General features: G+C 56.8%; 11 protein-coding genes. 6 read left to right on the top strand and 5 right to left on the bottom strand.

The window, feature by feature from the left end:
- Positions 1–105: 105 nt before the first annotated feature.
- Positions 106–945, bottom strand: coding sequence for a nucleoside triphosphate pyrophosphohydrolase (gene mazG / locus H4317_RS17305; RefSeq protein ID WP_185887805.1), 840 nt, complete (start codon positions 943–945; stop codon positions 106–108).
- Positions 946–1,125: 180 nt separating this feature from the next.
- Between mazG and glmM the strand changes: the two genes are divergently transcribed.
- Both glmM and H4317_RS17295 read left to right on the top strand, forming a co-directional pair.
- Entirely contained in the window at positions 1,126–2,520 is a 1,395-nt protein-coding gene (gene glmM / locus H4317_RS17300) for a phosphoglucosamine mutase (RefSeq protein WP_185887804.1), read from the top strand.
- A 104-nt stretch (positions 2,521–2,624) separates the two neighbouring features.
- Complete coding sequence (locus H4317_RS17295; protein ID WP_185887803.1) at positions 2,625–3,773, top strand: cysteine desulfurase family protein; 1,149 nt, start codon at positions 2,625–2,627, stop codon at positions 3,771–3,773.
- 63 nt (positions 3,774–3,836) lie between these two features.
- On the opposite strand, the gene H4317_RS17290 is transcribed toward H4317_RS17295, so the two are convergent.
- From H4317_RS17290 to H4317_RS17280, 3 genes are all read right to left on the bottom strand, one after another.
- Positions 3,837–4,766, bottom strand: a complete 930-nt coding sequence (locus H4317_RS17290) for a DUF389 domain-containing protein (protein WP_185887802.1) — start codon at positions 4,764–4,766, stop codon at positions 3,837–3,839.
- A gap of 90 nt (positions 4,767–4,856) precedes the next feature.
- A complete protein-coding gene (locus tag H4317_RS17285) occupies positions 4,857–6,044 on the bottom strand; it encodes a hypothetical protein (RefSeq protein WP_185887801.1) in 1,188 nt (395 codons plus the stop codon).
- Entirely contained in the window at positions 6,041–7,030 is a 990-nt protein-coding gene (locus H4317_RS17280; RefSeq protein WP_185887800.1) for a DUF2157 domain-containing protein, read from the bottom strand. Before H4317_RS17280 ends, H4317_RS17285 begins: the two co-directional genes overlap by 4 nt.
- Before the next feature lie 150 nt (positions 7,031–7,180).
- Here H4317_RS17280 and H4317_RS17275 point away from each other — a divergent pair, with 150 nt between their 5' ends.
- Both H4317_RS17275 and H4317_RS17270 read left to right on the top strand, forming a co-directional pair.
- Positions 7,181–7,837: a hypothetical protein gene (locus H4317_RS17275; RefSeq protein WP_185887799.1), complete on the top strand. Its 657-nt coding sequence runs from the start codon at positions 7,181–7,183 to the stop codon at positions 7,835–7,837.
- Between the two features lie 71 nt (positions 7,838–7,908).
- Entirely contained in the window at positions 7,909–8,388 is a 480-nt protein-coding gene (locus H4317_RS17270; protein WP_185887798.1) for a PRC-barrel domain-containing protein, read from the top strand.
- A gap of 84 nt (positions 8,389–8,472) precedes the next feature.
- On the opposite strand, the gene hemH is transcribed toward H4317_RS17270, so the two are convergent.
- Positions 8,473–9,516: a ferrochelatase gene (hemH, locus tag H4317_RS17265; protein ID WP_185887797.1), complete on the bottom strand. Its 1,044-nt coding sequence runs from the start codon at positions 9,514–9,516 to the stop codon at positions 8,473–8,475.
- 224 nt (positions 9,517–9,740) lie between these two features.
- On the opposite strand from hemH, the gene era reads away from it, so the two are divergent.
- Both era and der read left to right on the top strand, forming a co-directional pair.
- A complete protein-coding gene (gene era / locus H4317_RS17260; protein WP_260625719.1) occupies positions 9,741–10,640 on the top strand; it encodes a GTPase Era in 900 nt (299 codons plus the stop codon).
- A gap of 153 nt (positions 10,641–10,793) precedes the next feature.
- Complete coding sequence (gene der / locus H4317_RS17255) at positions 10,794–12,116, top strand: ribosome biogenesis GTPase Der (protein ID WP_185887795.1); 1,323 nt, start codon at positions 10,794–10,796, stop codon at positions 12,114–12,116.
- Positions 12,117–12,191 lie beyond the last annotated feature (75 nt).

Genomic DNA, 12,191 nt, shown 5'->3' with positions numbered 1-12,191 from the left:
TCCGAAATTCGGTCTATCCTTGGCAAACCTAATTAAAAAATCGGAGTGTCGCCAAATGAAATCGGGGTTTAAACGCTTTAAAACGGGTAGGGCCCCGAAAAAAGGCTATTTCTTAGGTGCAGTAGGAGCGGAGGGGAGAGCTTGCTTTTTGGCCTGCTCCCAATACACGTCCATCTGAGCCAAGGTTAAGTCACGCAGTTGATGGCCGGCGCGTGCTGCTTCAGTTTCTAGGTATTGAAAGCGGTGAATGAATTTACGATTTGTACGTTCGAGAGCCTCTTCAGGATTGATGCCAGCATGGCGGGCAAAGTTGATCAGCGAAAATAGTAGGTCGCCGAACTCGGCAGCGGCCCGTTCCGGATTGATTGCAGCCGGTTCAGCGTGCGCAAATTCTGCCTGAAACTCGCCAAGTTCCTCCTGCACTTTCTCCCATACTTGCTCTGGTCGCTCCCAGTCGAAGCCCGCACCGCGCGCTTTCTCCTGAATGCGCATCGCCTTCACAAGAGCCGGTAGCGAGGTAGGTACGCCACCAAGCACCGACGTGTTGCCTTTTTCCTTGAGTTTAAGCTGTTCCCAGTTGCGCTTCACCTCTTCTTCGGTTTCGGCCTGCACGCTGCCATAAATATGCGGATGCCGGAAGATAAGCTTTTCGCACTGCGCATTCAGCACATCTGCAATGTCGAACTGACCAGTCTCAGAGGCTATTTTGGCGTAAAAAATCAGGTGCAGAAATACATCCCCCAGCTCTTTTTGCAAGTCCGGCAGGTCGTGGCGGATAATGGCGTCGCTGAGTTCGTAGGTTTCTTCGATGGTGAGGTGGCGCAGGCTCTCCAGGGTTTGCTTTCGGTCCCAGGGACATTCGGCGCGCAGGCGTTCCAGCACATCAAGCAGGCGGCTAAAAGCTTCCAGCTGAGCCGGCCGGCGGTTGGGAGTGTTATATTCCATTAGTTCAAAGATACAACGCCATGCCACACTCTATCGTTAGGCCGTCACGGCGGAGTGAACAGCGGAGCAGATAAGGTGACAAACCTGCCTGCGCACTGCTGCGGCACAGAATACGTACTTTCATAGCGAAAGCAGGGGCGTTTCTCTACTTTTGCCCCATTCAAAAAACAGACTTGGCTTGTGGCACTGATTAAATCCATTTCGGGCATCCGGGGTACTATTGGCGGCGCAGCCGGCGAAGGCCTGACGCCCATCGACATTGTAAAATACGCGGCGGCTTTTGGCACGTGGGTTCTCAACACCACCCAAAACAATACCATCGTTATCGGGCGCGACGCACGCATTTCCGGCGAGATGGTGAGCAAGCTGGTGGCCGCCACATTGCAGGGCTTGGGCATCGACGTAGTGGATCTGGGCCTGAGCACGACTCCTACCGTAGAAATGGCGGTGCCAGCTAAAAAAGCCGGTGGCGGCATCATTCTAACGGCTTCGCACAACCCGAAGCAGTGGAACGCGCTGAAACTGCTCAACGACAAGGGCGAGTTCATATCGGATGAGGAAGGCAAAAAAGTACTGACCCTCGGCGACTCGGAGGCATTTGACTTTGCGCCCGTTATGAAGCTGGGCCAATACAGCACCGACGACACGTTCCTACAGGAGCACATCAACACCATTCTGGCGCTGCCGCTGGTCGACAAGGCCGCCATCAAGGGCAAGAATTTCCGGGTGGTAGTGGATGCGGTAAATTCCACAGGCGGCTTTGCCGTGCCTATGCTGCTGGAGCAATTAGGTGTGGAGGTCATCGAGAAGCTGTTCTGCGAGCCAACCGGCGACTTTGCGCACAACCCTGAGCCGCTGCCCGAAAACCTGCGGGAAATTGCCAAAACGATGGAAAAAGGCTCCTTCGATCTGGGCATTGTGGTAGACCCCGATGTGGACCGCCTGGCGCTGGTGAACGAAGACGGCACCATGTTCGGCGAGGAGTACACGCTAGTAGCCGTGGCTGACTATGTGCTGCAGCAAAACGGCGGCGGCAACACCGTCAGCAACTTGAGCAGCACCCGGGCCCTGCGCGACGTAACGGAAAAGCACGGCGGCAACTATGCGGCAGCAGCCGTGGGCGAGGTGAACGTGGTGACCAAGATGAAGGAAACCAACGCCATAATTGGCGGCGAAGGTAACGGCGGTATCATCTACCCGGAGCTGCATTATGGACGCGACTCGCTGGTAGGTATTGCGCTTTTCCTGAGCCACCTGGCCAAGACCGGTCTCACCATGACACGCCTGCGGGCTTCTTACCCCAACTACTTTATCTCAAAAAATAAGATTGAGCTGACGCCGGAAATCAATACCGACCAAGTGCTGGAGCAGATGCAGCAGCGCTACGCCAAGCAGCCCGTCAACACGATTGATGGGGTGAAAATCGAGTTTGATAAGGAGTGGGTGCACCTGCGCAAGTCGAACACGGAGCCTATCATCCGGATTTATGCCGAGTCGGATTCCAATGCCACTGCCGACCATCTGGCCAATAAAATCATAGCTGACATCAAGGAAATTATTTCGGTGAAGAGCTAAAGCTGGTCGCTGCAATTTTTGCAACTTGAAAGAAGGATTCCGGCTACCCCGCCGGAATCCTTTATTTTTGTGGCCGTTGCCACCCACAACCTACGTTGCCGCCCATGACTGTTTACTTCGATAACGCCGCTACCACGCCCCTAGACCCCGAAGTGCTGGATGCTATGCTGCCTTTTATGCGGGACCATTTCGGCAACCCCAGCAGTATTCATGGGCACGGCCGACAGTCGCGGGCAGCCATCGAAAACGCGCGCAAAAGCATTGCGCACCTCATTAATGCGGCACCGGCTGAAATCGTATTCACCTCGTGTGGCACAGAAGCCGATAATTATGCTGCTTTCGGCAGTGTCCGGACGCTGGGGCTGAAACACATGATTACGTCGCCGCTGGAGCACCATGCGGTGCTGCACACCACGCAGGCTCTGGAAAAATGCGGCGACGCCAAGCTGAGCTACCTTCGCCACGATGCGCAGGGCCGCTTGGATCTGGAACATCTGGAGGAGTTGCTGGCCACGCACCCACGCACCTTCGTGAGCCTGATGCACGCCAATAACGAAATTGGGAACCTGAACGACATTGCCACTATCGGCGAAATATGTGCCCGCCACGATGCCGTGTTTCACACCGATACGGTGCAGACTATGGGACACTACAAGCACGATGTGCAGCAACTGAAAACCCACTTTCTGGTGGGTTCAGCGCACAAGTTCCACGGTCCGAAAGGGGTGGGTTTCCTCTACCGCCGCTCGGGCCAGACCATGGACGCCCTGATTCATGGCGGTTCGCAGGAGCGCAACCAGCGGGCGGGCACCGAAAACGTATATGGCATCATTGGGCTGGCTAAGGCCCTGGAAATTGCGTACCGCGACATGACCGAGCATCAGCGCCATATTCAGGGGCTGAAAGACCGGTTCATCGAGAAGCTGCAGGCTGAAATTGAAGGTGTTCAGTTCAATGGTACCTCAGCCGATGCGGAGCACAGCCTCTATACTGTTCTGAGCGTGAGCCTGCCGCCCTCGTCTATGAATGAAATGCTGCTTTTCAACCTCGACATCAATCATATATCGGTGTCTGGTGGCTCGGCGTGTACTAGCGGCGCCCAGGCTGGCTCGCACGTGCTACAGGCCCTGGGTGCTGACCCCGACCGGGGAACCATCCGTTTTTCCATGAGCAAATACAACACCGTTGAGGAGGTAGACTACGCTGTGGAGCAGCTCGCTAAAATGTTCCGCAAAGAGCCATTGAAAGTATAACAGTGCGCCATTCACTCGAAAAAGCCGCCTGTGCTACCGTAGCGCAGGCGGCTTTTTTATGTCTTATTCCAGAGGCCGACGGCGGTGCAGAATCTTCTGTTTGCTGTAGAAAACAATGAACCCGAGCACCAGCACAAAGGCTACATCAATGCCAAAACGAATGAGGCCCTCCACCGCCAGACTGGATATACCGACTGCAACCCCGGCCCCAATGAGGGCGGCTGCCGGCATCAGGATGAGAGCAATGAGGGCGCCAGCAATGACGCTACGCCGGTAGGCCGCAATAATCACAATGCCGGCCGCGGCCCCGCAAGCCGAAATCAGCAGGCTTTTGAGGGTGGGCTGCGAAATGCTGTGCACTTCCGGATTGGCCATCAGTTCAGCTGCTGAGCTTTCGCCGCTGGCTACCAGCAGCCACATCGTGAGGCCCGCCGTCAGGATGAAGAGAAAATACCCAATGAGAGTGGAGCGAAGGCCGCGCCATACCACGTGCCAGCGTTTCAGTACCACGCCCATTGGTAGAGCGGCAATAGGCTCAAAACCGGGCGCAATGATGCTGGATGCAATAAAAGCCACGGCCTGCGGCACCGGCTCCGACACCAGCCCGATAGCCGCCATAATACCGCCCAGTGCCATCAGGGCCACATAGTTGGGCGTTGGGCGCCCCTGGTGGCGTAGCCCGGCTTCCACTTCTTCCCAAATAGCCTCGTCCTTGTCGTTAAGAACTTTTTCGCCTTCGGCTGGAGCAATAATGCTGCTCAGCTCCGCCGTGGATACTGACAAGTCCTCGGGTTTGGCAACAGCCGCTCCGGCACGGCGCAGCACCTCGTCGGCTCCCCGGTTAAGCACCTGCACGGTGATAATGTCGCCCGGCGGCTTGCGGGAGGCCCCAGGTAGCACGCTCAAGCTGATGACTTCGTCCAGTTCGATAAGCTGCTGGCACAGGGTTTCGGTAACGGCAGGCGGAACAGTGAGTTCAAGGCTTCGGTGCATAAGTAGAGTACGTATGTAGATACATACGGCTAGTACTCATTGGCAGCCACCTGCGCGGTCAGTTACCTGGAATCCTATGCTTCAGCTAGGCTAATAATTGCCTTCGGCGCCGCCACCGCCGGAGTGGCCGCCCCCAAACTGGAAGCCGGGCGGGGGCGCCTGCGGCACTACCGCTGTCTGGGCTACCACCAACGACTCCAGGTTGAAATGAGGGGAATGCTCATCATTGGGACGGGAGGTGAGGCCGTGGCGGGCCGGACGCAGGTAGCGCACTGCCCAAGCTGCCAGCGCCAGCAGCACGGCCCCGGCCAGTACAGCGGCTACTTCCGGTGGCATCAGGGCGCGGTAGTAGCGTAGCGTAAACAGCGAAAAAGCCGCTGCTGCCAAGCCCGTGAGCAGCCATATGCGGCTGGGTCGGCGCAGTCCTACGGCTATACACACCAGCGGAATAATTGCTGTGAACAGATAGAACAGCGGCGCAAACGGAATCTGAGCGGAGACATACTCGCCGCTGATATGCGCATTGCCTTCCCGCACCATGTAGTAGTTGCCACCTAGGTAAAATGTAGCCAGCGCCAACGCCTGCAGCATTAGCAGGCAGCGGCGGTAGTACAGATAATCGGGCCGGCGGCTGAGCCGCTTCACCAACCAGTAGGCTACCCCCGAAGCCAGCATCAGCGCAAATGGTAGCAACAGCCGTCCTGCCGGAACTTGTAGCAGCCAGTTGGCCATCAGAAGTAGTAGCAGCAGATAAGTGCCAGCAGCCACCAGCCGGTCGGCGTAGCGGATAGTAACGGCCAGAAACAGCAGGAATAGGGGCCCTAGTATCAGAAACAGATAACTAGTGCCGAGTGAGGTACCGTAGCGCGACGAGTAGGGTACTATGTCATGCACGATATCGATGAGCAGTACCGTGAACCACCCCAGTGTGATGTAGAGTAGCGCCTGGTCGGCGCCGGCGTGGTAGAGTCGGGAGCTGCGGATAAAGAACTCCAGCGCCGCCAGCGTACCGAAACCACCCAGGATGGCTACAGCCCGGAAGTGGTCCAGCTCTGTGAGCAAGGCAAAGAAGCCTGCGCCTCCCAATGCCCCGATACAGGCAAAAATGAACAGCCCGATGCGTAGAAACAGACCTGGGCGGTAGAACTCTAGCGGATAGGCAACCTGGATGGCTTGCTGCTGCCCAGCCGTGAGCAGGCCCCGGCGGTGCCAGCGGGCGGAGGCAGCTTGCATGGCTTCGTGCAACGGCCAGGCAGGATTGTAGGCTTTCCAACTCATATGCGTCGCAGAAATTTCTTGCCGTTGACAAACAGCAGAATGATACCAACCGCCGAAAGCGTGAAGTAGAATGTAATGATCAACTCAGCACCTGCGCCATGACTAAATTCAAGTGCCCGGAAAAACAGATAGGATACTATGAGGTAGCCGTACAGCAGCCCCATCAGCAGAAACAAGTAGGACTGTGTCCGGCGCGCATACCACATCAGGGCCACACTCAGCGCCAGAATCAGCGGCACCACCACCACTTTGGGCAGGAACGGTTGCGGGTAGAAATCAAATAAAGCAGCCGTGGCGGCCAGCAGCGCCAGATTGGCCCCCAACGACACGTAGGTGAAGGCAAAATGTGGCTTGCGGCGGTTGAGGTCGGCATCCAGCCCTACACCGGTTAGCAGCAGGCCCAGCAATACCGCCACGCCGCCGAGGCGAGTAGTGAAGAAATTATTGTCTGTGAAAGCGGAAACCGGGGCAATGCTCACGCCCACCCACAAGGCCAGCGCCGTGATGCCCATGGCCAGCACGCCCCGGTGGTCGAAGCGGTACGCCAGCCCGAAAAATAGCACGGCCGGCAGCATGGTCGCCAGGCCGTAGCGACTCCCGAACACATTGTACTGCACCTGCAGATAGGTTTCCAGTGCCAGAAACAGCAGGCAGCCGAGCAACAGCGCATAATCAGGTATGAAGCTAGGGGCTACTGCCTGCCCCCACGTAAAGGGCTGCCGGTGCCGTGCCGCGTACCCAAAACCGGCCATCATCAGCAGAAACATACTGGCAATAATGACTCCATGCCCAATTTCGTCGAGGTGCTGGTAGAGCAGCACGCCCAGCCCGCCAGTGAGCAGCGTGATGCCCAAGTACAGCGCCGCCCGCAACTCCTGGTGCAGCGAAAAAGGCCGGTTCTGTTCATCCTGCGCAATGGCGGCGGCTTGTTCCGGCGGGAGCAAACCGCGGGCTTCCAAGTCAGCTAGTAGCTGGTCAGAGTGCATATCAGGTAAGTGAAAGGATGGGCATGTGTTCAGCCAAACATAGCAGTTTACGAATTGCAGGGGCGCAACAGCAGGATGGTTGAAGCTGCAGACGTATCGTATTTTAGCCCGCCTTCGTATGGATGGCCCAAACCCTAGCCCGCTCCCTTTATGGCCGACATCAACATTCAACGCAAAAAAAGCTCGCCCAGCCCTTGGCTTCTGATTCTACTGGTGCTGGCCGTAGTAGGTGCCGCTGCCTGGTACCTGTTGCGCCACGATGATCCGCAGGCCAATGTCCCGCCGGCTGGCCCAGTAGAACAAACCGTCAGTCCGGCTCCCGATACAACTACCGGTGCCGAGACCGGCCCACGGCCTGCGGATGATGAAGCAGTAGGAAATATGGCTTCTGAGGCCGCTCCCGTTACGCCAGACGTGCTGGCGGCCTTCGCCAAAACCAACCCCGCGCAGCCTAGCTACTCGCGCGAAGGACTTCGGCTATTAACCTCCGCCTTGGTAGAGCTGGCCGACCGTGACGACCTGCGCGATGCGGCCGTAAGCGAAAAGCGTGATGGCCTGACTAGTGCCACCGCTCGCCTTGCTGAGCCGAATACCAGTGTGCGTCCTGGGTTTGTGGCCGCTGCCGGTCTTATGCAGGCCATGCAGCAGAAGCGATACCCGGCGCTGGAGCCCGCCGTGGCAGAGCTGGTAAGCCGTGCTACGCAGCTCTCAGGCCGCACCGAAACGCCGGCCGACCAAAAGCAGACACAGGAGTTTTTCGACCGCGCTGCCGAAATCGTTCGTACGCTAAGTGAGCCGGCTTCGTAGAAAAGCACATATCATAAAGCCCTAAGCCCCATTCTGCTGTGGAACCAACTCATATTCCTTCTGCCGGAAGTATGCACCTGCGCCGCCTGCGCGACCTAACCGACTACGAAGTAGCCGACGGCAACCCCGATGTGCGGGGCTGGACGGTGCGTGGCGGCGACGGCCGCCCGTTTGGTGAAGTCACGGAGCTGATAGTAGAAGAGGAAACGCTGAAAGTACGCTACCTGGATGTAGAGCTGGATGCGAGCCTTCATATCAACGACCGGGAGCGGCACATCTTGATTCCCATTGGGGTAGCCGCGCTGGACGATGACGGCGACAACCTGTTTGTGCCTTCGCTCACGCTGGACTCGGTGCTGGACTACCCGCCGTATCAGGAGTTCCAGATTACCCGCGAATACGAAGAAGCTATGCTTCGGGCGTTGCGGCTGGAGCTGCCGGAGCACTTCACGGGCCCGTTCTACGAGCAGCCTTCCTTCGATGAGCAGCATTTCTACCATACCCGTCGCCCCGCCGGGCTGCCCGCCAGCTTCCGCCGCCGTGAGCCGTAGGTAATGTACGTAGCTAAACAGAAAAGGCCCTCATGCTTCCGCGTGAGGGCCTTTTCTGTTTAGCTACGTACCCGGGCTAAGTTCTTAGTTCCGCCGAATCATATCGGCTACGGCCTGCACCCATTGCGGGTGCGAGTTCAGGCTGGGCACCAGCTGCCAGTGCTGCCCGCCGGCTTCCTCAAACATTTCCTTGAATTCCTCGCCCACCTCAATCGTGGTTTCTAGGCAGTCGGCCACGAAGGCGGGGGAGAAAGCCAGCACGCTTTTGATGCCCTTGGCCGGCATTTCCTTGATAACCTCGTCGGTGTAGGGCTGCAGCCATGGGTCGCGGAGGCGGCTTTGCAGGCGGCTCTGGAAGGTGGTAGTGTATTGCTCCGGCTGTAGGCCCAGCGCCTTACCCAGCTGCCGCGACGTTTCGAAGCACTGGGCGCGGTAGCAGTAGCGGTTGTTTTTGTTGTAGCTGGCGCAGCAGGTGCCCAGTTTGCAGTAGTTTTTGTGGCTGCCCTTTAGCACGTGGCGCTCCGGAATGCCGTGGTAGCTGAACACGACATGGTCGTAGTCGTGCTTAGCCATTTCCTCTTTGCCCAGCGTGGCAAACGTGCCAATAAAGCCGGAGTCTTCCACAAACGTGCTGATGAAGGAAATGCTGGGCACTATCCACCACTTGCTTACCAGCTCCATCACCTTTTCCTGCACCGAGCCCGTGCTGGCCGCCGCGTACTGCGGAAACAGCGGTAGCACGATAATCCGATCCACAGCCGCGTCGCGCAGTTCCTGCAGGGCACTTTCGATACTGGGCTTCTGGTAGCGCATCCCGAAAGCCACTAGGTAGTCGTTGCCCAGCTTCTCCTGCACCAGTTTCTGCAGATCCAAGCCGTGGTAGAGCAGCGGCGAGCCACGCTCCGTCCAGAGTTGCTGGTAAATCTTGGCCGACTTTGGCGCACGTAGCGGCACCACCAGCCCCTGAAATAGTGGGTAGCGGATGGCGGCCGGCATGTCAATCACACGGGCATCGGTCAGAAACTCGTTAAGGTAGCGGCGCACGTCGCTGGTCTGGGGCGAATCGGGGGTGCCGAGGTTCACGAGCAGGACACCAATGCGGCCGTTAGTGGGAGCGGAAGTGGGCATAGATGGTAGCGCCGGGGTATAGCCGGAGCGGCAGAACGGTGAAGAAAGGGAGTAGACTCCGGAGGTTGAACTGCAAAGGTCGCACAACCATTTGCGAACTAAAACCTGATGTATCTCATCTTTCAGTTGGGGTACAGACAATCTTCCGCCGGCTGATGTTTACTGGGCCGGCGGCTGGGCACGCGAAAACCCGTACCTTTGCAGGCCAATTTTCAGATCCTGAAGTGAATACCGAACCAACACCGCACCGCGCTGGCTTCGTGAGCATTATCGGCAAGCCCAACGTGGGCAAGTCCACGCTCATGAACGCCCTGATGGGCGAACGGCTCAGCATCGTTACGAGCAAAGCCCAGACCACGCGCCACCGTATCCTGGGCATCCTCAACGGCGAAAATTTCCAGCTTGTCTACTCCGACACGCCCGGCATTATTCAGCCTAAATACGAGCTGCACAACGCCATGATGTCGTTTGTATACTCGTCGCTGGAAGATGCCGACGTTGTACTCTTCGTGACTGATATCTACGAAAAGTATGACGAGGAGCCGGTAGTGGAGCGCCTGCGCAAGATGGTGAACACGCCTATTTTCCTGCTCGTCAATAAAATAGATCAGGCCGACCAGGCCGAAGTGGAAGCCAAGGTGGAATATTGGCAGGAGCATCTGCCCAATGCCACCCGCGTGCTACCAATTTCGGCGCTGGAAAAGTTCGGGACCGGTGAGCTGCTGGATCTGGTGCTGGCTAAGCTGCCCGAACACCCGGCTTACTACCCCAAAGATGAGCTAACGGACAAGCCCGAGCGGTTTTTCGCGGCCGAGATGATCCGGGAGAAAATCTTCAAGCTCTATAAGAAAGAGGTTCCCTACAGCTGCGAAGTGGAGATTGAGGAGTTCAAGGAAGATGAAAACATCATCCGAATGCGCTCCATCATCTACGTAGAGCGCGCCAGTCAAAAAGGCATCATCATCGGGCAGCAGGGCACGGCGCTGAAGAAAGTAGGCACTTGGGCCCGCGAGGAAATGGAGAAGTTTTTCCAGAAAAAAGTGTTCCTCGAAATCTACGTCAAAGTCAACGAGAACTGGCGCACTGATCCGAAGGCTCTCACCCGCTTCGGCTACAATCAATAAGTATAGCTTAGAAATGAGAATTCAGAACCCAAGAAATTGGGTCTAGGCTCTCAGTTCTCGTTTCTAAGCTCTACAAAGACTTCCGACCTCACATTCACTTAACTACTCCGGGCACTGCCGAATTTGGTCGGGCCGGCGGCTGGAGTCAGACACATGAAGAATACCATTGCAATTGTGGGACGCCCCAATGTGGGCAAATCCACGCTTTTCAACCGCCTCGTCGGCCAACGCAAGGCCATCATGGACGATGAAAGCGGCGTCACCCGCGACCGGCACTATGGCTACGGCGACTGGGTAGGCAAGTATTACACCGTCATCGACACGGGCGGCTACGTGCACAACTCCGACGATATCTTCGAAGGTGAAATCAACAAACAGGTAAAGCTGGCCATTGACGAGGCCGATGTCGTGCTGTTCATGGTAGATGCCATGGCTGGTGTGCACAGCCTCGACGAAGAGTTTGCCAATGTATTGCGCCGCTACCAGGGCAAAAAGCCCATTTATGTAGTAGCCAACAAGGCAGATACCAACTCCCGGATCCACTCGGCGGGCGAATTTTACGCTCTGGGCGTTGGCGACGGCGAAATATTCGCAGTTTCCTCGGCCAGCGGCTCCGGCACCGGCGACCTGCTCGATGCTGTAGTAAGCCACTTTGAGGAAGAAGGAGTAGAGGAGCCCGATGCCGGCATCCCAAAAATTGCCGTGGTCGGCCGCCCGAACGTGGGTAAGTCGTCGTTCGTGAACCTGCTGCTAGGTACCGAGCGCAGCATCGTGACGGACGTTGCGGGTACCACCCGCGACTCTATCCAGGCGCGCTACAATGCTTTCGGCAAGGAATTCATTCTAGTGGATACGGCCGGTCTGCGCCGCAAGACCAAGGTGCACGAAGACGTAGAGTTCTACTCCGTATTGCGCTCCATCCGGGCACTGGAAGAGTCGGATATCTGCATCGTGATGCTCGATGCTACCCGTGGTATTGAAGCCCAGGACCTGAACATCATCGGACTGGCCGATAAGAACCGCAAGGGCATCGTGATTCTGGTGAACAAGTGGGACCTGATTGAGAACAAGGAAACCAATACGGCCAAGGAGTTCGAGGATAAAATCCGCGAGAAAATAGCGCCGATCAGCTATCCGCCCATCATTTTTATTTCGGTGCTCAACAAGCAGCGCGTGCACAAGGCCATCGAAATGGCCATTGAAGTGTACGACAACAAGCGCCGCAAAATCCCGACTTCGGAGCTGAACGAGGTGATGTTGAAGGAAATTGAGAAGTACCCGCCGCCCATTCAGAAAGGCAAGCTGGTGCGCATCAAATACGCTACGCAGCTCCCCACGCACAACCCCGTATTCGCTTTCTTCTGCAACCTACCGCAGTATGTGAAGGAGAGCTACTCGCGCTATCTAGAGAACCGCCTGCGGGAGCATTTCGACTTTACGGGCGTTCCAATTGGTATTGTATTCCGCAAGAAATAAGGCAGTTAGATAGCGGGTGTGGAGAAATCTTAAATTTTTCCTGACGAGTTAGGTTACCTTCTGCAAAACTGAATA

The sequence above is a fragment of the Hymenobacter sediminicola genome, assembly GCF_014250515.1.
Taxonomy (GTDB): Bacteria; Bacteroidota; Bacteroidia; order Cytophagales; family Hymenobacteraceae; genus Hymenobacter; species Hymenobacter sediminicola.
Note: the sequence above shows the minus strand (reverse complement) of the source record. Positions and strands in the feature narration are given on the sequence as shown.

Coding starts and splice junctions, on each gene's coding strand:
- mazG (WP_185887805.1), bottom strand. CDS start 945: ATGGAATATAACACTCCCAACCGCCGGCCGGCTCAGCTGGAAGCTTTT.
- H4317_RS17295 (WP_185887803.1), top strand. CDS start 2,625: ATGACTGTTTACTTCGATAACGCCGCTACCACGCCCCTAGACCCCGAA.
- H4317_RS17290 (WP_185887802.1), bottom strand. CDS start 4,766: ATGCACCGAAGCCTTGAACTCACTGTTCCGCCTGCCGTTACCGAAACC.
- H4317_RS17285 (WP_185887801.1), bottom strand. CDS start 6,044: ATGAGTTGGAAAGCCTACAATCCTGCCTGGCCGTTGCACGAAGCCATG.
- H4317_RS17280 (WP_185887800.1), bottom strand. CDS start 7,030: ATGCACTCTGACCAGCTACTAGCTGACTTGGAAGCCCGCGGTTTGCTC.
- H4317_RS17275 (WP_185887799.1), top strand. CDS start 7,181: ATGGCCGACATCAACATTCAACGCAAAAAAAGCTCGCCCAGCCCTTGG.
- H4317_RS17270 (WP_185887798.1), top strand. CDS start 7,909: ATGCACCTGCGCCGCCTGCGCGACCTAACCGACTACGAAGTAGCCGAC.
- hemH (WP_185887797.1), bottom strand. CDS start 9,516: ATGCCCACTTCCGCTCCCACTAACGGCCGCATTGGTGTCCTGCTCGTG.
- der (WP_185887795.1), top strand. CDS start 10,794: ATGAAGAATACCATTGCAATTGTGGGACGCCCCAATGTGGGCAAATCC.